Origin of the sequence: Escherichia sp. E1130 (assembly GCF_005781065.1) — a bacterium.
Taxonomy (GTDB): domain Bacteria; phylum Pseudomonadota; class Gammaproteobacteria; order Enterobacterales; family Enterobacteriaceae; genus Escherichia.
Genome location: NZ_VATL01000012.1, coordinates 276184 through 296863, shown reverse-complemented (window position 1 = coordinate 296863; position 20680 = coordinate 276184). Strand labels below are relative to the sequence as shown.

At 51.5% G+C, this 20680-nt stretch carries 20 protein-coding genes; 3 read left to right on the top strand and 17 right to left on the bottom strand.

Annotated features, from left to right (window positions below; genetic code table 11):
- Window positions 1-189: 189 nt before the first annotated feature.
- From cpsB to wza, 14 genes are all read right to left on the bottom strand, one after another.
- Window positions 190-1626 (bottom strand): mannose-1-phosphate guanyltransferase, encoded by a 1437-nt coding sequence (gene cpsB / locus FEK66_RS12055; protein WP_135494438.1) that lies wholly within the window; start codon window positions 1624-1626, stop codon window positions 190-192.
- Window positions 1627-1628: 2 nt separating this feature from the next.
- Window positions 1629-2852, bottom strand: coding sequence for a colanic acid biosynthesis fucosyltransferase WcaI (wcaI, locus tag FEK66_RS12050; RefSeq protein WP_135494440.1), 1224 nt, complete (start codon window positions 2850-2852; stop codon window positions 1629-1631).
- A complete protein-coding gene (gmm, locus tag FEK66_RS12045; RefSeq protein ID WP_135494592.1) occupies window positions 2849-3328 on the bottom strand; it encodes a GDP-mannose mannosyl hydrolase in 480 nt (159 codons plus the stop codon). Before gmm ends, wcaI begins: the two co-directional genes overlap by 4 nt.
- Before the next feature lie 2 nt (window positions 3329-3330).
- Window positions 3331-4296, bottom strand: a complete 966-nt coding sequence (fcl, locus tag FEK66_RS12040; protein WP_135494442.1) for a GDP-L-fucose synthase — start codon at window positions 4294-4296, stop codon at window positions 3331-3333.
- Window positions 4297-4298: 2 nt separating this feature from the next.
- Window positions 4299-5420 (bottom strand): GDP-mannose 4,6-dehydratase, encoded by a 1122-nt coding sequence (gene gmd, locus FEK66_RS12035; RefSeq protein WP_135494444.1) that lies wholly within the window; start codon window positions 5418-5420, stop codon window positions 4299-4301.
- A 26-nt stretch (window positions 5421-5446) separates the two neighbouring features.
- On the bottom strand, window positions 5447-5995 hold the full coding sequence (gene wcaF, locus FEK66_RS12030; RefSeq protein WP_130206930.1) for a colanic acid biosynthesis acetyltransferase WcaF: 549 nt from the start codon (window positions 5993-5995) through the stop codon (window positions 5447-5449).
- Window positions 5996-6010: 15 nt separating this feature from the next.
- Complete coding sequence (gene wcaE, locus FEK66_RS12025) at window positions 6011-6757, bottom strand: colanic acid biosynthesis glycosyltransferase WcaE (protein ID WP_135494446.1); 747 nt, start codon at window positions 6755-6757, stop codon at window positions 6011-6013.
- Between the two features lie 125 nt (window positions 6758-6882).
- Entirely contained in the window at window positions 6883-8103 is a 1221-nt protein-coding gene (gene wcaD, locus FEK66_RS12020; protein ID WP_135494448.1) for a colanic acid polymerase WcaD, read from the bottom strand.
- Window positions 8078-9295 (bottom strand): colanic acid biosynthesis glycosyltransferase WcaC, encoded by a 1218-nt coding sequence (gene wcaC / locus FEK66_RS12015; protein ID WP_135494450.1) that lies wholly within the window; start codon window positions 9293-9295, stop codon window positions 8078-8080. Before wcaC ends, wcaD begins: the two co-directional genes overlap by 26 nt.
- A complete protein-coding gene (wcaB, locus tag FEK66_RS12010; protein WP_135491607.1) occupies window positions 9292-9780 on the bottom strand; it encodes a colanic acid biosynthesis acetyltransferase WcaB in 489 nt (162 codons plus the stop codon). Before wcaB ends, wcaC begins: the two co-directional genes overlap by 4 nt.
- Window positions 9781-9782: 2 nt before the next feature.
- A complete protein-coding gene (wcaA, locus tag FEK66_RS12005; protein WP_000654487.1) occupies window positions 9783-10622 on the bottom strand; it encodes a colanic acid biosynthesis glycosyltransferase WcaA in 840 nt (279 codons plus the stop codon).
- Between the two features lie 92 nt (window positions 10623-10714).
- Window positions 10715-12877, bottom strand: a complete 2163-nt coding sequence (gene wzc, locus FEK66_RS12000) for a tyrosine-protein kinase Wzc (protein ID WP_130206938.1) — start codon at window positions 12875-12877, stop codon at window positions 10715-10717.
- A gap of 2 nt (window positions 12878-12879) precedes the next feature.
- A complete protein-coding gene (gene wzb / locus FEK66_RS11995) occupies window positions 12880-13323 on the bottom strand; it encodes a low molecular weight protein-tyrosine-phosphatase Wzb (protein ID WP_135494452.1) in 444 nt (147 codons plus the stop codon).
- Window positions 13324-13328: 5 nt separating this feature from the next.
- Window positions 13329-14468 carry a polysaccharide export protein Wza gene (gene wza / locus FEK66_RS11990; RefSeq protein ID WP_000978094.1) on the bottom strand — a complete coding sequence of 380 codons (1140 nt, stop codon included), beginning with the start codon at window positions 14466-14468 and terminating at the stop codon, window positions 13329-13331.
- A 658-nt stretch (window positions 14469-15126) separates the two neighbouring features.
- Between wza and FEK66_RS11985 the strand changes: the two genes are divergently transcribed.
- From FEK66_RS11985 to FEK66_RS11975, 3 genes are all read left to right on the top strand, one after another.
- Window positions 15127-16710, top strand: coding sequence for a TerC family protein (locus FEK66_RS11985; RefSeq protein ID WP_130260014.1), 1584 nt, complete (start codon window positions 15127-15129; stop codon window positions 16708-16710).
- A gap of 74 nt (window positions 16711-16784) precedes the next feature.
- Window positions 16785-17123, top strand: coding sequence for a type II toxin-antitoxin system RelE/ParE family toxin (locus FEK66_RS11980; RefSeq protein ID WP_131161415.1), 339 nt, complete (start codon window positions 16785-16787; stop codon window positions 17121-17123).
- Window positions 17113-17403 (top strand): helix-turn-helix domain-containing protein, encoded by a 291-nt coding sequence (locus FEK66_RS11975; RefSeq protein ID WP_000687872.1) that lies wholly within the window; start codon window positions 17113-17115, stop codon window positions 17401-17403. The genes FEK66_RS11980 and FEK66_RS11975 overlap by 11 nt, the downstream gene beginning before the upstream one ends.
- Window positions 17404-17455: 52 nt before the next feature.
- Here FEK66_RS11975 and asmA read toward each other — a convergent pair whose 3' ends face one another.
- The 3 genes from asmA to udk form a co-directional block, all read right to left on the bottom strand.
- The gene (gene asmA, locus FEK66_RS11970) at window positions 17456-19309 is read right to left on the bottom strand and encodes an outer membrane assembly protein AsmA (RefSeq protein WP_135494454.1); all 1854 of its coding nucleotides are present in this window, start codon (window positions 19307-19309) and stop codon (window positions 17456-17458) included.
- A gap of 21 nt (window positions 19310-19330) precedes the next feature.
- Window positions 19331-19912 (bottom strand): dCTP deaminase, encoded by a 582-nt coding sequence (gene dcd, locus FEK66_RS11965; RefSeq protein ID WP_001234777.1) that lies wholly within the window; start codon window positions 19910-19912, stop codon window positions 19331-19333.
- A gap of 91 nt (window positions 19913-20003) precedes the next feature.
- Window positions 20004-20645 carry a uridine kinase gene (gene udk / locus FEK66_RS11960; protein ID WP_064529458.1) on the bottom strand — a complete coding sequence of 214 codons (642 nt, stop codon included), beginning with the start codon at window positions 20643-20645 and terminating at the stop codon, window positions 20004-20006.
- Window positions 20646-20680 lie beyond the last annotated feature (35 nt).

Genomic DNA, 20680 nt, shown 5'->3' with positions numbered 1-20680 from the left:
GTTACCCTTTTTCAGGCAATAGTTGGCCCTGACCGAAGCGGCCAATTTTGTTTTTGTCGTTATTTACATCGTGGTTTCGCATTCATTGCCTGATGCGACGCTACCGCGTCTTATCAGGCCTACAAATCCGAGCCGTAGGTCGGATAAGGCGCTTACGCCGCATCCGACAAACAGTGCCTGATGCGACGTTTACACCCGTCCGTAGCGATCCGCGAAGCGCACCACATCATCCTCTTCGAGATAAGAGCCGGAGCGCACTTCAATTAAATCGAGCGGAATTTTCCCCGGGTTTTCCAGGCAGTGCGTCGCCCCCAGCGGAATATAAATGGACTCGTTTTCACCAAGCAGTTTGATATCACCGTTGATGGTGACTTTTGCCGTTCCCGCGACCACGACCCAGTGTTCCGCGCGGTGATGGTGCATTTGTACCGACAAGCCCTCACCCGGTTTCACGGTGATGCGTTTCACCTGGTAGCGATCGCCCGCGTCGATAGAGTCATATTTACCCCACGGGCGATACACTTCGCGATGCACCCGATGCTCATGGCGACCATCGGCTTTGATCTGCTCGACCACTTTTTTCACATCCTGCACCGCATTACGGTCGGCAATCAGCACCGCATCTTTGGTCTGTACTACCACCAAATCTTTCACCCCGACGGTAGTGACCAGGCCAGATTCGGCATACACATAGCTGTTTTCAGTTTTGTGATTAATCACATCGCCGTGGCAAACATTGCCTTCCGCAGTGTGAGCGCTGATCTCCCATAAAGAGGACCAGGAACCGACATCGCTCCAGCCCGCATCCATCGGCACCACAACGGCATCTGCCGTACGTTCCATGACCGCGTAATCCACTGACTCTTCCGGGCAGGCCAGAAAAGCCTCTTCATCCACACGAATAAAATCGAGATCCGGATCGACGGTGCTCATCGCTTTCTCACAGGCGTCGAGAATATCCGGGCGATATTTTTTCAGTTCTTCGAGATAACGTCCGGCGCGGAACAGGAACATGCCGCTGTTCCAGTAATATTCGCCGCTTGCCACATAGGCCTGGGCGGTTTCCAGATTCGGTTTTTCGACAAACTGCGCCACTGCAAAGGCCACCGTATCCTGCTCACCCGCCGACACTTCACCGCGACGAATATAGCCATATCCGGTTTCTGGTAGATCCGGCACAATGCCGAAAGTCACCAGTTTGCCCGCTTCGGCATACGGCATGGCGTTACGCACGGCGGCGCGAAAAGCATCTTCATCGGCAATCACATGATCCGCCGCCAGCACCAGCATTAATGGGTCGCTCTCCGGGCTATGACGTTTTGCCGCCAGTGCTGCCAGCGCAATGGCGGGTGCAGTGTTTCGCCCTGCCGGTTCGAGAATAATGTTCTCGGTGAGTTTGTTCAGTTGACGCAGCTGTTCCGCGACAATAAAGCGGTGCTGCTCATTGCAAATCACCACCGGGCTTTCGCACTCCACGCCGTTCAGGCGGCAGATGGTGGTTTGCAGCATGGTGAGATCGCCTTTCAGGCATAAAAACTGCTTGGGGTAAAGTACGCGGGAAAGCGGCCATAAGCGGCTACCGGAGCCACCTGCCATCACAACTGGATAGAGTTTCGACTGCGCCATAATTATCCCCGAATATCATTTATAAATTGACGTAACACGTTCTCTTTATCGAGCGTGCGTTCGGCATATTCACGTGCCACCGTGTTGTGTTTGGGCAGCAGGAGCGCCTGACGAATCCCCGCCACCAGCGCCTCGACCGATTCCGGTTCTACGCAAACCGCGATCCCCGGAAAGGTTTCGCAAAGCTGCCCCAGTTCTGTGTGGGCTTCTGCGGTAATCACCGCGTTACCGCCTACCGCCAGAATATTGGTCAGTTTCGACGGCAATACGGCATCTGCCGCGCCGCGTTTTTGCACCACCAGATGGCAATCGCCCATCTTCAGCAGTGCGGGTAAAACGTCATACGATTGCAGCGGGAAAAATTGCATGTTGCGCAGTCCACGCTGCTGCGCCATTTTTTCCAGCCGCGCTTTGCCGCCGCCCTGCCCGACAATGGCAAAAATCAGCGGTTCATCGCGCAGGCGATCGGCAGCTTCAATAACGTTTTCCAGCCCCTGCTTTTCCCCAATATTGCCGGAGTAAAGAATGATTGATTTGTTATCCGGCAGGCCAAGTTGGTTACGAAGGGCATCAACATCGGCGTCTGCAACATGTTGAAAACGGGCGATTTCCGACCAGTTGGGGAAGAAGATGACGTTTTCCGCCGCCACGCCTTTTTCGATGGCTTTATTCATCATCGAACGCGAAATCGTGGAGACGTTACCAACGTGATGCAGTCCGCTACGTTCGAAGGCCGTCGCCAGCTGTGCCACTTTGCCGCCTTTGCCTTTTCCGGCAAGGCCCAGCCCCAGCATGGCATCCACTTCGTAATCCTGAATATGCAGCACGGTGCGCGCGCCAGAGAGTTTCGCCAGCAGGCGCATTCCCGGTGTGCAAAACAGTGTTGGTACTACGCCGATAATGCGATCCGGCTTCCAGCGACGTTGCGCCATCAGCGGAAAGAAACTGCTGGCGGCAAAACTGCCGAGATGCAACAGGCGTTTCAGAGTGCTCGGCTGTTTTGGCACGTACAGCGGGCAGCGCCACACCGTGGCGGCCCCCTCTTCTCGTTTGTACCGCCAGGCGGAATAGTTCTCGCCCACCTGCCATTGCGGGTAGTAAGGCGGTGCGGTAATGACCCGCACCTCATGACCTTGTGCCGCCAGCCATTCCACCATCTCGCCGGTGTATTTGCCGATGCCGGTTAACTCCGGCGAGTAGTTAATGCCGTAGACCAGTATTTTCATAATCCGGGTACTCCGGCATGCTTCTCAGCGAGAAAATAGGCGCGGCTGTTAGCGTGAACATTGTCACTGGCGAGCAGTGCGTCCGGCGTCAGCCAGCGGTAATCGTCATGCTGCTCATCCGGCAGTAACAGATCTTCTTCAGCGACTCTGAAGCGAAAACCGAGCACCACATAGTGAGTGGTGAAATCCGTGCCGGAGAAGTTATCGTCATAAAAGTGCTGCCAGACACCGTAAAACTGGCCTGCTGTTATCGGCAGACGCAGCCCCAGTTCCGCCATCGTCAGCCGCTCAAATGCGGCTTCCAGCGTTTCGTCTTTCTGCACGCGCCCTCCCGGCACAAACCAGTAACCCTGCGCCGGGCGGTTGGTTCTTTTGCCAAGCAGAAACTCGCCGCGACTGTTCTCGACAATAAAGTCGAGAGAGACAAGCGGTGTGGAGCGCACTACCGTGGCAAAGTCTTCCTGACGTAAAAACATCATTACCCCCGAAAGCGGTCTTGATTCTCAAGGAACCACTGGTAAGTGCTGGCAAGCCCCGCTTCCAGTGAGATTTCGTGATACCAGCCAAGCTGATGCAGGCGCGTCACATCCAGCAGTTTGCGCGGCGTACCATCCGGTTTACTGGCATCAAAAACCACCCGACCTTTGTAACCCACCACTTTGGCGATGGTTTGTGCCAGCTCGCGGATAGTGCAGTCAACGCCCGTGCCGACGTTAATGTGCGACAACATCGGCTGGGTGTTCTCCAGCCAGACTTCGTGCGCCAGCTCCATCACATGAATGCTTGCCGCCGCCATATCATCGACATGCAGAAATTCGCGCATCGGTGTACCGCTGCCCCACACCACCACGTCCGGCGCATTCTGTGCCGTCGCCTCGTGGAAGCGACGCAGCAATGCAGGGATCACGTGCGAGTTACTCGGGTGGAAGTTGTCGTGCGGCCCGTACAGGTTGGTCGGCATGACTGAGCGGTAATCGAGTCCATACTGGCGGTTGTAAGATTCGCACAGTTTGATCCCAGCGATTTTGGCAATGGCATAAGGCTCGTTGGTCGGCTCCAGCGTGCCCTGTAACAGCTCGCTTTCTGCCATCGGCTGTTTTGCCAGTTTCGGGTAGATACAGGACGATCCGAGAAACAGCAGTTTGTTCACGTCGTTCTGATGCGCGGCGTGAATGATGTTGCTCTCAATCATCATGTTCTGGTAGATGAAATCCGCCGGATACGTGTTATTGGCAACAATACCGCCCACTTTCGCCGCCGCCAGATAAACCTGGTCAATGCGCTCGCTGGCAAAGAAATCATGCACCGTGCGGCTGTCCAGCAGGTTCAGCTCGTCGCGGGTGCGTAATACCAGTTCCACATCACCGCGCTGTTCGAGCTGACGCCTGATGGCGGAACCGACCATCCCGCGATGGCCAGCGATAAAAATGCGTTGTTTACTCATGCTTATGACTCCAGCGCGATCGCCACGTCGTAGCCGTGAGATTTCAGCAGAGAGTGTTTTTTCGCCGCTTCGAGGTCATTAGCCACCATTTCAGACACCATCTCTCTGAGAGTGATTTCCGGTTTCCAGCCCAGTTTTTCGTGCGCTTTGGTCGGGTCGCCGAGCAGCGTTTCAACTTCAGCCGGACGGAAGTAACGCGGGTCAACGGCGATAATCACATCACCCGGTTTAACGCCCGGCGCGTCATGCCCAGTGACGGAAACCACAATGCCCTTCTCTTCAACACCCGTGCCTTCAAAGCGCAGTTTGATGCCCAGCTGTGCTGCCGCCATTTCTACGAACTGACGCACGGAGTACTGAACGCCGGTGGCAATAACGAAATCTTCCGGTTGTTCCTGTTGCAGCATCATCCACTGCATTTTTACGTAGTCTTTGGCATGGCCCCAGTCACGCAGGGAATCCATATTGCCGAGGTACAGGCACGACTCCAGCCCCTGGGCGATGTTGGCGATTGCGCGGGTGATTTTGCGGGTAACGAAGGTTTCGCCGCGGCGCGGGGATTCATGGTTAAAGAGAATACCGTTACAGGCGTACATGCCGTAGGATTCGCGGTAGTTAACGGTGATCCAGTAGGCGTACAGTTTGGCGACCGCATATGGAGAGCGCGGGTAGAACGGCGTGGTTTCTTTCTGCGGAATTTCCTGCACCAGACCGTACAGTTCAGAGGTGGAAGCCTGATAGAAACGAGTTTTCTTTTCCAGACCGAGGAAGCGGATCGCCTCGAGCAGGCGCAGCGTACCCATCGCGTCAACGTCTGCGGTATATTCTGGTGACTCAAAAGAGACCGCAACGTGGCTCATTGCGCCCAGGTTGTACACTTCATCCGGCTGCACTTCACGCAAAATGCGCGTCAGGTTGGAGGTATCACTCAGGTCGCCATAATGCAGATGGAATTTCGGGTTGCAGGTGTGCGGATCCTGATAAATGTGATCCACGCGCTCGGTGTTGAATGACGATGCACGACGCTTAATACCATGCACCTCGTAACCTTTTTCCAGCAGCAGTTCTACCAGGTAAGAACCGTCTTGTCCGGTTACACCGGTGATGAGAGCGACTTTTGACATGTCTTATTCCTCTGTATTTTTTGAATTTATTCAGTTTCAACGCGTTCGCGTATCACCAATGCGGGATTCCCCCGGCAAACCACATTTGCCGGAAGCGATTTAAAAACACTGCTTCGCGCACCCACGACGGTGCCGTCGCCGATCGTGACGCCAGGCGCGACAAAGACATCTGTCGCCAGCCAGCATTTCTCGCCAATCACAATAGGCGTGGCGTTAATGGTGAAATGTCGACTTGCGTGGTCATGGCTACCGGTGCACAAATAACTTTTTTGTGAAATCACTGAATGTGCACCAATGGTTATTTCGCCGAGGGTATATAAATTGACGTCATCGCCAACCCACGCGTAATCACCTAAAGTTAATTTCCACGGATAGGTAATTTTTACTGACGGACGAATAACTACGTTTTTTCCTATTTTTGCGCCGAATAAACGTAATAAAAATGCCCGCCAGCGATACAATACTTGTGGCGACCAGGCAAATATTGTCGCCTGTACTGCCCACCACAATTGCACTTTAATAGCGTTGCCGCCCCGGAACCCTTTCGGCACCGAGAAACCGCTTAAATCTTGCATTGTTTTCCCTTATATTCAGCTTTTGTTATATAAGGCTTTCGTCTTTGAGGTAGTACGTTGGCGTAAATGCCAGGATAATTCTGCCCAGAAGCCAGGCACATGTAATATTTGTCGTTGGACTTTTTTCGCATCGGCACACAATTCCATATTATTGGTGGTAGATACCCCACCCATGGAAAATTCAGACACCAGGCCATTGAGTTTTTTAAATGCATAACCAGTTTTATACATTTTGGCCGCCAGCGCGTAATCGGAAGAAACTTTATATTCCAGGTCATAACGCCATTTTTTCAAACCGGATACCGGGAAAAATATCGCCTGATGACTGGCGGGCAAGCTGTGATAAATATACCAGCCCGGTTTGGCGCTACGTTTAATTTTATGTCCGTCGCCAAAATCCAGCAGCGCATCGCCGGTGATCATCACGTTATCTTTTTGCATTTTTAACTTACGGACAAAATGTGCGGCATCCTGATGGAAAATATCGCCCGAGTTGAGAAACAACGCGAACTTGCCTTGCGCCATTTCTATGCCTTTGTTCATGGCGTCATAGATACCGTTATCTGGCTCGCTGACAAAGCGTAGGTTATAGATACCATTGAGATTTTGCAGATACTCACGGGTGCCGTCATTGGAACCGCCATCGACAACAATCCATTCGAAGCTGATATCGTCCGCCTGCGCCAGATGCGCCAGCGAGGCATGTGTTTTGACTATCCCTTCGAGGTTACGAAACGCGACAGTGATTATGCTAAGCAACATGTTTTACCTCGTTATCCCCGTCATACTTCAAGCTGCATTTGCGTTGGTTTTCCTCGCTCACCCCAGTCACGTACTCGTGTACGCTCCTGGGGATTCGCTGCGTCACCAACTTCCTGCAACTCGAATTATTTAGGGTGTATATTTAACGCTTTTCGCAAAATAAACGGACAGACGATTAAAAAAGCATATTCCGGGCTAAATATCGATCCGGTAAAAAACAGCGACACCGGAGTAAAAAGATAGAGCTGCACACGAAAATTGCGATTATCACCAAAAGCGTTGATCATCATTTTTATTACTTTCCCCATGTACCACAGCGATAAAAACACTGCGAACCAGGAAAAATAAATAATCAGCAGATACAAACCATTGTCTATGGTTTTTCCGACATCCGCACCGTTAAATATTCCGAATGATGCAACATATTCATAAAGTGAGCCAAATCTGACTACACCGTCAATATGGGTCAAAGAATAACCGACCATCACCAGCGGACCGACAATACGATAATACGATGACGATCCTTCCGTACCTAAATCGCCCAGACGGGTGGAAATATAAGGAAGCGCGATTACCACACCAACCAGGAATACAGCCAGAGAAATCAATGCTAACGGTAACTTTTTCTTAATCGCCTCTTTATTCAGATATTGAAATGCCCACTCCAGCAAATAAAACAGGATAAAGGTCATAACCCCTGAAAACGATCCAGATAATATTATTCCTGCGAGAATCATAGCATCTGTTTTAGGCGTTTTGATACCAAACTGTTTGATACTGAGCCAAATTGAGATTAATGCCAGAGCGAAAAATGCCGGTTCGAAATAAAGTGCTGTCGTGCGCTTGCCGCCGAATTTAATGAAATTCAGTACATAGCTGTTGCTGTAAATCAGATATTTCGAAATCGACTCCATAATACTGCTGCCGCCGGTGAGGATAATTTGCGCCATCTCCACCGCCGCCAGCGCCACCACCAGCCCGACCACCAGATAAAAAAAGCGTAATATCTTGCGATGGTTGTGTGGTGAAATCGTTTTAAAGCGAATACTCCACACCATACCAATAATGATCACAATATAGACAAACAGCATGGTTGAAGTGACGTATTTACTGGCATCCAACGACTGACCAAACAGGTAGTTAAACGCCGTGAGTCCCGCACCAATCCCCAGGGCAATCATCAATTTTTTAACGCTGATGCGCTCTAAAAACAGCAGTAATAAGACAGGTAAAAAAGTGACGATGGTGATGGGGAAACTTTCGCCAAGCTGGGCGATTTTGACGTTAACCAGCAGGTAAATCAGCGGCAGCAGCAGGTAGCTACAGATTCTGATAGACGTTGACATACTCCTCCAGCATCTGTTGTCCACTGTAGGCGGCGCGGCTGCGTTGGCTGAACTCAGCCAGCGTGGTACCAAATATCGCCTGCGCGATTTCCGGTTTGCTTAACTGCACCAGTTGCAGCACGTCTTCTTCGCTGACGGTTTTACCGCCGGATTTTTGCAGCACTTCCCGCGCCGCGTCGCTATGGGTAGCGATTACAGGTACACCAATCGATAGCGCCTCACACAAAATCAGCGGGTAGTTATCGACGCGAGAACTGAACACCAGCGCATCCATCTGATTGAGCGCGCTCATTAACTTACGTTTGTCGGTTTCAAAGCCGTGATTAACCACATTACCAGCGGTGAACGGCGAGAACTTACCGAAGGTATGCAGTTCGATTTTGTTGCCCAGCGCCATCATCTCGCGCACCAGTCGCTGGTTAGTTTTGCCGTCGTAACGCAGGTCATGCGCCACCACCGCGATTTTCGGCTTACCCTGAGTTTCGCGCACCGGAGGCAAGTCCGCCAGAATCGCCTCGGTTGCCATATCAATGCCATTATTGATAATCCGGCAACGCCCTGGACCGTACAGGCTATTGAAAGCATCAGCCACATGCTGGCTGGGGGAAATAAACTGACAGCCCAGTGCCAGCATCTCACGGAATAACTGGCGTTTGCCCGCCACCAGCTGGTGCGCGCGATCAATCTTCACCGGCGGATAATTATTTAAGGTCGGGCATTTCTGGCAGCCCGTTTTCCAGCCTTCACAACCATCAGTAAAGGCGCAGCGCCCGGTAACACTCCAATGGTCGTGCAGCGTCCAGACCAGAGTCACGTCCGGTTTATGGTTTTTCACCTTTTCGCAAAAGCGCACCACGCTCTTAAGATTCAACCAGTAGCTATGCAGCACATGGAAATGCAGGACCACCGGTCCCGGGGTGCGAGTAATGGTGCGATATAACTCATTGAAATTGCCAAACAGATCGCGATTAAACAGACGAAACAGGGCAATGTTCGCCATCGCGGTCATCCGCGGCGTATGTTTGATTACCTGCGGATAGTTTTGATGACTGACGCTCTCTTTGCCGCCTTTGCCGTAGCCGTAGACAAAATGTGATGCCAGCCCCTGTTGCAGCGCACGCTGGTGGAGATCTAACGCCACACCTGCCGCCCCGCCTTCCGCCAGTCGCACATTAAATTGCAGAATATTCATTTAATTACCTTCACTCGCGCTTTTTCTCCCACCACCAGCGCGTTGTCCGGGACAGAGTCGAGCACCACGCTGCCCGCGCCCACGGTGACGTTGTTACCAATCGTGATATCACCAAGAATAATGACGTTGGCACCGAGTTCGACGCCGTTGCCAATGTGTGGACATGCCATGTTATCGGCACCCCGATTGCCGATAGTGACGCCGTGGCGAATGGTGAAATCATCCCCCGCTACCACGTTTTTATTGATCACTACGGCGTAACCGTGATGGATAGTGAAACGGCGGCCAATGGTTGCGGCAGCCTGGATTTCATAACCGAAAAAGCATTCGGTGATAATGCGATACAGCACCAGCAACGGGACCGCCCACAGATTGTTGAGGACGTTCTTTTTGCGCCACACCGAACAAAAATGAGCGACGCGATAGGCAAGAACCATGCAGCACGGGCGTAAACTCCAGCTGTTGGCGCGCAGATCTTCCAGCATCCTTAACGCCCCCGAATACCATCAGCCAGACGTTTGCCGTTCCGCACCGACAGCAGCGTCAGCAAAGTGCGCCAGGTCATGCGTTTATTGCGGATCTGGTAGAGGGTAAACAGCTGATATTTTTTGCTGGCACGGTCAAATTTGTCTTTGTGCTTGCGGTAAAAGTGGAAGTATCCGGAGAATTTTTTCGGTGACGAGGTGATCTGCATTTCGCCGTGATTGATATGCAGGATCTGCGTCGCCTCTTCCACTTTCCACGGTTCGCCGTACTCCACCACCATCCGCAGGAAGATGTCGTAATCCTGTGCCGCTTTCAGTTCGGTATCGAACAAACACTCTTTGAAACGCCATGCCCAAGTAAAAACCTGATTGCCAATGATATTGCGTTTGTAAAACAGGCGGCGTGAATACGGCGATTTGGGATACAGCGGTAAGCTTGCCGGTTGGGAATAGACTTCGCCCTGGCAAACGTAGTCGTTAGCGTACAAAAAGGCGTGAGTGACCAGTTGCTGTTTATGGGCGAGGAAGACGCTCAGGCGGTTGGGTGTCCATTCATCATCATCATCGATCCCGGTGATGTATTCCCCTTGCGCCAGCATAATCGCCTGGTTACGTACCGCGCACGCCCCGCTGTTAATGTCGTTGTGGATGTAAGTGATACGCGGATCGTTGAGGGCGGTGACGTACTGTTGCAGCTGTTCCCAGGAGGTGGAGCAATCATCCACGATGATCATCTCCCAGTTGTTGTAGTCCTGGCGCAGGACCGATTTTATCGCCCGAATCGCCAGTTGTTGGCGGTTCCAGGTCGGCATATAGATTGAGATCAGCGGATTGTCTTTCATAGTTTGTTCTCCCGGCTTATGGGCTGGTTTGCTTGCCGGATGCGGCGTGAACGCCTTATCCGGCCTACGGGGCGGTGCGAATGCAGGTGTCGTTATTTCGCGTCCGACTTATATTCGTATTCGTAATAGCCATAATCCTGATACGCGCTGGCGCGGCGGAAGATGGAGTTCAGAATCACCCCTTTCACCGGAATACCGTTTTGCTCAAAGCGGCTCAGACTGGTTTCCACTTCTTTCAAGGTGTTGACCGCATAACGCGCCACCATCAACGTGGTTCCGACATGACGCCCGACAATTGCCGCATCGGTCACTGCCAAAATCGGCGGCGTATCAATCAACACCAGGTCGTAGTTTTTACTCGCCCAGTTCACCAGTTCGGCAAAGCGTTCGCTCATCAACAGTTCAGAAGGATTTGGCGGCACCTGACCGCGCGGGATCAGGTCAAATTTGGCAATAGAGGTCGGTTTTGCAGCGGTAGTAATATCGCCCTGACCAATCAGAATTTCAGACAGGCCATTAACGTTATTAGTGCCCAACAGCTCGTGGGTGTAGCCTTTGCGCATATCGCAGTCGATCAACAACACCCGTTTATTGGTCTGGCTGATCACCGCCGCCAGGTTGGCGCAGACAAAGGTTTTACCGATTGACGGGCTAACCCCGGTCATCATCAACACATTGTTCTGCGCCTGCATCATCGCGAAGTGCAGACTGGTACGCAGACTGCGGATGGCTTCAATCGCCAGATCGGTTGGATTCCCCACCGCCAGTAGCTGGCTCTGTTTATAGCGTTTAATCCCTTTGATGGTTTTGACGCTATCGCGCGCTTTCTGCCATTCCGACAGCGGGATGCTGGCATAGACGCTGATACCGTGCTCTTCCAGCACCTGCGGGCTTTCGATACCGCGATTAAACAACGAGCGCAGCAGTACACCCACGATAGAGAGCATCAGGCCAAGGATAATCGCGCCGAGGATAATCAGCCCTTTCTTCGGTTTCAGCACGCCAGGCTGGGTGATTGCCGGGTCAACAATGCGCACATCGCCGACGGTGCTGGCTTCGGTGATTTTCAGCTCCTGCTCTTTATTCAGCAGTTGCATATAGACCTGCTGACCAGACTCGACATCGCGGGTCAGACGGACAATTTCCTGCTGGGTTTTCGGCATCGCCGTTACGCGACCGTTAAGTTTGGCCTTTTCATCTTCCAGCGCCTGACGTTTCTCCAGCAGCGTGCGATACGCCGGGTGAACTTTGGTGAACAGCTTGGAGATTTCCGCTTCTTTAAAGGTCAGTTCGTTCAATTGTGCGTCGATGTTCACCATCGAATCGAGCACCGCTTTCGCTTCCAGCGGCAGATCAACAGAATCTTTATCCTGACGGAAGGCATTCAGTTTGTTTTCGGCAACATCGAGGCGGCTACGTACTTCCGGTAACTGTTGCGCGAGGAAAGCGAGGCTTTTCGACGCTTCCGCCGATTTGCGCTCAATATTTTGTTCCTGATAGTTACGGGCGATGCTGTTAAGAATGTCGCGGATCTGTTCGCGATCTTCACCGGTATAAGTCAGGCTCAAAACGCCTGCGTCTTTGCCGTTCTCCGTTACCGTCAGGCTGTTTTGCAGTTGGTTGATCATCCCCAGCGTGGAGTATTTGGTGACGGTAAACTCACTGCCCGGGCTGGCGTGAATAGCTTCAACCATCAGCGTGACGCCTTCTTTTTTCAGCATCTGGCCCGCTTGCCCACGGGCGCTAAAGCCGCCGTCGCTGCTCAAGGTGTAGTTTTTGTTGTCCAGCACATTAAGCGAAAACACCTGATCCGCCATCTCTTTCGGGCGGTTAAAGGTGGTGACTTTCACCGTCTCGTTCTGACGACCCATCAGGCGATCCCAGCCCGCACCGAAAATCGGGAACGTGTTTTTGCTCACCGCAATATCGAGGTCGAGATCGTCCACCGTTTTACCAAGCACCAGACGCGAACGAATCAACTGGATCTCAGCGTCCGATGCTGGCGGTTTGTTGGCTAATGCCGATCCGATATCCTGCACCAGCGAATTGCCGCTGCTTTGCTCGATTTGTACCAGTGCGTCGGCACTATAAATCGGCGTAGCGAAGAAGGTGTAAACCACGGCACAGAGGGCGAATACGGCGGTGATGCCAATCACCCACCAGCGCGCTTCAATGACGGTGCCGACCAGGCGACCGATATCGATTTCATCACTGCCCGTTACCGGAGCGGCATGTTGTTTTACTTTTTCTGTCATTCTTATACCTGCTCTGCGTTCAATGCCTGCGCCCACTGGCGGGCAGACCGTTCAAGTAATGTGTACACCGCTGCAAACGTTTCCCGACTTTTGAGATACGGATCGGGGATTTCACATTCGTTATCCCAGTGACCAAACAGCATCACTTTGCCGCGCATCTCAGGTGCCATCTCGCATAAGCGTTCGATATGGCGCTTTTCCATGGTCAAAATCAGGTCGTAGTTGCGACACAGACGGCGGCTGATTTGACGGGCACAGTGACCTTCCAGAGACAGTTGATGTTCTGCGGCGACGCTGATAGCGGTAGGATCAGCGCCCTTACCGACCAGCGCGCCGAGTCCAGCGGACTCCACTTTCAGCTCCGGGTGATAACGTTGCAGTAAGCGTTCCGCCGTCGGGGAACGGCAAATATTGCCGACACAGACAACTAAGATGTTGTTAAACATGACGATTACCAGTTATGAATGTCGCTGGCTGTATCCGTCATGTAACGGACACCGCTAATAGTTGGCAGCAACTGATTGATCAGACGGTTCCAGCGGGAAACCGGAGCAGTGGTGACATACACCACGTCATAAGGTTGCAGGCGGAATTCTGTCGCCATCACCAGCGACGTGGCATCGGACATATCCAGCTGGTAGATATTGGCAATCTTGCCGTTACGCCCCCCCTCGCCTTTCAGCGGACGAATGACAAAGATGCCGCTGGCGTTGGAGGTGGTCATGTCGATGCCTTCAGCATTGCCCAGGGCTTCAGTCAGGGTCATGCCGCTAAAGTCCATTTTCAGGGTGCTCTGTTTCTTCACTTCACCCATCACAAATACTTTCAGATCATCATTACGCGGCACGTAGAGAATATCGCCGGGGTAAAGCAGTCGGTTCTGATTGAGGTCGCCGTTTTGCATCAGCGCCTGCAAAGAAATGCGTTCTTCACGACCATTGTGTGTTAGCACCACGTTGCGCCAGTCAGCGGTGTCGGTCAGGCCACCTGCGGCGTTGATGGCATCGAGAATGGTCAGTGGTACGTTGGTGATCGCCTGTTGACCGGATTTATTCACCTGACCGGAGATATACGCTTTTTGCGAGCGGAAGGCGGCGATATTAACGTCCACCTGCGGGTCAGCGATGTACGTCGCTAAGCGCCCGGTAATATCACTGCGGATTTCAGCGAGCGTTTTCCCCACTACGTGAACCTTGCCGATATACGGGTAGAACATGGTTCCGTCAGGCTGTACCCAGTTGCCGGTGTCGCTGGAGCTACGATACTGACCGGCTGGCGTGGTGAGTTCCGGGTGATCCCAGACGGTGACATTAAGAACATCGCCCGGCCCGACGCGATACTGGTAATTCGCGATCTCACTTTCCAGCGTCATATTGGGGCGCGCTACATTCGGGCGTGGGCGTAATTGATCAATCAGGCGCGGGGTCAACGGATAAACATTCACCATTTTGTCGAGATCGAAATCAGCGTCCTGCTGTTTGATGACGTCTTTCCCCATCGTCGACATATTGCTGCCCGGAAGTACTGTGCAACCGCTTATCAAGGTTACTGACACCAATAATGGCATCAATTTCATTTTGGATTTCATCATTGTTTATTTATCACTTTGGCAGAGTAATTATCCTGTGCACTATTAATAGCAATGTCGCATGCACATTTACCTTGCAGTTAATTGAATAAGAATTTAACTGGCATCAGTCCTAAAAAAATTGATTTCATCCGCTGGCTATTGACAGAATAATTCAGACTGGTCTTTCAGGCATCCAGACACGCTACCGCCCCTGGCTTTTTAGCTACCAATACACTGATTTAGTTTATATTTTCCAACTCTTTCATCATGCAGTCGTTTATGAAAAAGCGTTATTCGGTGAATTAATTTTCCAGATGTAATGTGGCATTATGATATTTGAATATTGGCGCTCCAATAATGCAGGAGGAAGTGTTACAGCTAACGGAATAGCAGGCAAGGTAACAATTCGGCAATTGGCTATTTTTAAGAATTATATTAAGTGTCATTCGTGGTATTTTTTAGGAGTTTCTTTAGGTTGACAATATTTAATATAGCGTCTCTATATGCGGTATTTCTTAAATAATATTTAATCATTCCCGCTTTTAATTCAGGGATAATGCGATGTTATAATCCTCAAATAATGTGAGATAAATAGTGCTGTGACATTGCATTTTTGCCCTGATTTATCCATGATCGAATTGTGACATTTGTCATACAACGAATAGGTTTTGTACTTACTATGGAATGGATTGCCGATCCGTCTATCTGGGCCGGGTTAATCACGCTGATTGTGATCGAACTGGTCCTCGGCATTGATAACCTGGTCTTTATTGCCATCCTCGCCGAAAAACTACCGCCGAAGCAGCGCGACCGCGCACGGGTGACCGGGCTGCTGCTGGCGATGTTAATGCGCCTGTTACTGCTGGCGTCAATCTCCTGGCTGGTCACCCTGACCCAACCACTGTTCAGCTTCCGCTCGTTTACCTTTAGCGCCCGCGACTTAATCATGCTGTTTGGTGGTTTCTTCCTGTTGTTCAAAGCCACGATGGAGCTAAACGAACGGCTGGAAGGGAAAGACAGCAATAACCCCACACAACGCAAAGGCGCGAAGTTCTGGGGCGTGGTGACGCAAATTGTGGTGCTGGACGCTATCTTCTCACTCGACTCGGTGATTACCGCCGTCGGTATGGTTGATCATTTACTGGTTATGATGGCCGCCGTCGTTATCGCTATCAGCCTGATGTTGATGGCCAGCAAACCGTTAACCCAGTTCGTTAATAGCCATCCGACCATCGTCATACTCTGTTTAAGTTTCCTGTTGATGATTGGCTTTAGCCTGGTGGCGGAAGGTTTCGGATTCGCTATTCCGAAGGGCTATCTGTACGCTGCCATTGGTTTCTCGGTGATGATCGAGGCGCTCAATCAGTTGGCTATCTTTAACCGGCGACGTTTTCTCTCCGCTAACCAGACGCTGCGCCAGCGGACTACCGAAGCGGTAATGCGCCTGCTTAGCGGGCAAAAAGAAGATGCGGAACTGGATGCCGAAACTGCATCAATGCTGGTGGATCATGGCGACCAGCAAATCTTTAATCCGCAGGAACGGCGGATGATTGAGCGGGTACTTAATCTTAACCAGCGTACTGTCAGCAGCATCATGACCTCGCGCCACGATATTGAGCATATCGATCTCAACGCACCAGAGGAGGAAATCCGCCAGTTGCTGGAGCGAAATCAGCACACGCGACTGGTGGTTACTGACGGCGATGACGCGGAAGATTTGCTCGGTGTCGTTCACGTTATCGACCTGCTACAACAGTCGCTGCGTGGCGAACCGCTCAACCTGCGGGTACTGGTACGCCAGCCGCTGGTGTTCCCGGAAACCTTGCCGTTGTTACCTGCCCTGGAGCAGTTCCGTAATGCCCGCACGCACTTTGCTTTTGTGGTGGATGAGTTTGGTTCAGTGGAAGGGATTGTGACATTAAGTGACGTCACTGAAACCATTGCCGGTAACTTACCGAACGAAGTGGAAGAGATTGACGCCCGCCATGATATTCAAAAAAATGCCGACGGTTCCTGGACGGCGAATGGTCATATGCCGCTGGAAGATCTGGTGCAATATGTGCCGCTGCCGCTGGATGAAAAACGAGAATATCACACTATCGCCGGGCTGCTGATGGAATATTTACAGCGCATTCCAAAACCAGGTGAAGAAGTTCAGGTAGGGGATTATTTGCTTAAAACGTTGCAGGTGGAAAGCCATCGCGTGCAGAAGGTGCAGATTATTCCGCTGCATAAGGATGGCGAGATGGAGTATGAGGTGTGATAAAACATCAAATGCGCAGGTTCAAACTGCGCATTTGATTTATACAAAATTTAGTATAATCTAAGGATGGAGTAATGAGAAAAAAGCTGGCTTTTCTTGATACCAGTCTTGACGATTTACGCGCATTTCCAGAATCGTCTCGACAGGAAATTGGCTATCAACTCGACAGGATCCAACAAGGGTTAAACCCATACGACTGGAAACCTTTTTCAACTATCGGCCCTGGTGTGCGAGAGATTCGTACTCGCGATGCTGATGGGATCTATCGCGTCATGTATGTCGCAAAATTTGAAGAAGCGGTTTACGTATTGCATTGTTTTCAAAAGAAAACACAGACTACCAGTCAATCGGATATTGATTTAGCCAAACGACGCTATAAAGAACTTGCTCAGGAGCGAAAAAATGAAAATTGAAACCTTTGATAGTGTGTGGGATGCGGTGAGTGACACCCCTGAACAAGCGGAAAATATGCGGATCCGTGCCGAGCTTGTAACGATCATTAATAACTGGATTGAACAACAAGGGTTTAGCCAGGCTCAGGCAGCGTCTGCTTTAGGGGTCACTCAACCTCGCATATCTGAACTTGCCAGAGGTAAAATCCAGATCTTTAGTATCGATAAATTGATCACCATGATGGCTCATGCAGGATTGCATATTCAACGTATTGAAGTTCAATATCCACATGCTGCTTAGTGCTATAAATACAGATGGCGACAAATTGACGCCGCCATCTGCATAACTTGTCTTACATCTTCTCCAGCAACTTCTTCACATCTTTGCCATTGCGGGAATCTTTATTGCGCTCGGCCCAGTCGTTAAGACGGCGTTTGGCTTCGTCCTGTAAGTGTTTACGCAGCAACTGATCCACTTGCAGGCTGTAATTGAGTTGCTGCCAGTTGCCATAAACCCGCAGAGGAACCGGCGTTTCTTTGAGGAAATCAATCAGTTTGCTTTCCCCGTTCCAACCGCCTATCACACGAATGTCAAACTGGGTGTCGCAGGTTTGCTCCGCCAGATTCAACGTGCCAGCCCCTGAAAGCGCCAGCACTGGCGATTGACCTTGCATGTCGTTTAACGTCACGACACCATCCTTCAACGTCAGATCGGTGGTAAAGCTATCAAGCCGCGTCACGTTATCGAAGTTTTCAGCGGCCTTCACATCACCGCCATTACGTTCTACCGCTTGCTGAATCATCTGCTGGAAGTTCATGCCTTCCATGCGCGTATCGGTCATTTCGACATGCGCCGTCCCCTGCCAGGTGTGGCGGAATGCGTTGGCATCAATGTCAGCACCAGAGAAATCCCCCGCCAGCGACATTTTCCCCGTTAGTGAGATGGGGTAGTTGAAGGCATTCAGGATGGTGCCAATCTCGACATTTTCCAGCCGAGGATGGAAGACTATACGCGGATGTGAGGCTGTGGCATCCAGCGTACCCGGTAACGACACGACACCGTCGTTAAGTTTGCCCTGCAACTGGATAATCTCCAGCAGCCCCGCCTTGTTAGTCATTTGCGCAGTGACATCGGCAAAATCCATTCCACGCCAGCGCACGTTATTGGCCTGCAACAAAATATCTGCCGCAAAGCCTTTCAGCCCCTGATACGCAGGTTCATCAATGCGTGAGGAAATGACCGGACGTGGCAGCGTCGGTTGGCTTTGCCCCTGTTGAGCAACACCATTTTTCTTAGTCATCGCATCATTCATCGGCAGCAAATTATCCAGATTTAGCTGGGCAAATTGCAGTCTGAGCAGCCATTCTGGCTTCTCAAGCAGCGCTACCTGCGCCTGACCGGTCAGATTACTGTCGTTAGCGGTTAAATTGATTTGTTCAAAGGAGAGACGTTTTTGCGCTTCCTGCCACTGAGTCCTGAACTGACCATGGCCCTGAATCCCCTGCTTCGGGAGATCAGCGCCCTGCAGTTGCCAGTCAATCTGTTGAATATCTGCCGTTAAATCATGCGGGTAATCAGAAGCATCAACAGTCCCCTTGAGCGCTAACGTGAGATCGCGTTGGTCGCGATTTACCCGACCAGAGAATTCAAACGAACCGCGATGTTGTTGGTCCTGCTCCATTTGCAGGCGGATATCACGTACCGTAACCTGTTCGTCATTTTCATGCTGGAACACCAGCACGCTGTCACTGACTCGCAGACTGGCGATATCGAACGACCAGCCACGATCTTCCGCATCATCAGGTAATGTATTGTCTTTCGGGGCTATTGGGGCGTCTTCACTGCGCACTGCTTCTGTTTCCGGCGTCAGTTGAATGACTGCCCCTTTGAGCATGACTTGCTTAACGCTGAGTTGATGACTCAATAAAGGCCACAAGGCCACATCAAGGCGCATATTATCGGCACGTACCAGCGGTTGGCTGGCCCCGTTGGCCGTTAATATCATGCGACCAGAGAGGATACTAAGCTGCGGCCAGACGTGCCAACGCAGTGGCCCGTCAAGCTGCAATTGATAACCGCTACGTGCAGCAACCTGCTTGACCATATAGTCACGGAAATCATTCGGATTCACCAGCAACACTAACGCAGATAACCCAGCCACCAGCACGACCAGGAGTATCATCAGCGTCGTCAGAAATCGTCTCATGGTATCCTCAATGGGCCTGAATTAGTCTTTATCGATACGGCTAGCGACTGCGCCCTGCTGGTTGCGATATTTCGCATCTTCACGGCGGTTATACGGACGCGCTGCCGGACCTGAAAGCGGCTCAAAGCTCAGCGCGCCAATCAGCATACCGGGGCGCAGGGCCAGCGGCAGCTTACCGGAGTTGTAGAACTCCAGCACAATACAGCCAGACCAGCCCGGATCGATACGGTGTGCAGTGACATGCACCATAAGTCCCAGACGCGCCAGTGAGGAACGCCCGTCCAGCCAGCCCACCAGATCGGCAGGCAGCGTCACTGACTCCAGCGTTACCGCCAGTGCCAACTCCCCCGGATGAAGATAGAAAGCTTCGCTTTCATCAAGCACAATTTCATCGCTCATCACACGGTCAAGCGCGGCACTCACTTCGTCTTTGGGACCGCTCAGATCGATAAACGCTGCCGTGTGGCCACGGAAGGTACGAAATTTATTGCCCAGGCGTACATCCACCGTCGCGCCATTAATACGCTCCACGGGTGGACGTGGGTTGATCGACAAACGGCCTTCATCAAGCCAGGCTTCAATATCTCGGTCACACAGACGCATGGCATTTTCTCCTTTCGCGCATCACTCCCTTAACGCCAGTTACGTCAAGGGCATACCAGGTTATCACTGAACGGTACACAATTTACCAAGCTTATTCAAAGAACTGACTTATTTTCGCTTTCAATATATCGATCGCGATGCGGTTTTTACCGCCGCGCGGCACAATGATATCTGCATACTGTTTAGACGGTTCAATGAATTGCAGGAACATCGGGCGCACGGTTTTTTGATATTGCGCCATTACAGAATCCATCGAACGACCACGCTCATTAACATCGCGCTTAATGCGACGCATCAGGCAGATATCCAGTGGGGTATCCACAAAAATCGAGAAGTTCAGCTCGTCGCGCAGACGCGCATCCGTCAGCAGCAAAATGCCTTCGAGAATAATGACTTTCTTCGGTTCAACCTTCACCGTTTCTTTCATACGCGTATGTTCAACGTAGCTGTAAACCGGCAGGTCGATAGCCGAGCCACGTTTCAGCGCCTGCAAATGTTGCAGCAGCAGGCTGTGATCCATCGCGCTGGGATGGTCATAATTAGTTTTAACCCGTTCTTCCATCGACAGATGGCTTTGATCTTTGTAGTAACAGTCTTCCGGAATAACGCCGATGTGTTCATCACCGACTTGTTCACGTAATTCACGATAAAGGGTACTGGCAATGAGACTCTTGCCGGAAGCCGATGCGCCTGCAATACCGATAATGACGCACTGATGAGACTGATCAGTCATAAATTTAGCGACCTGAATAACCTGGATGTTAGGAA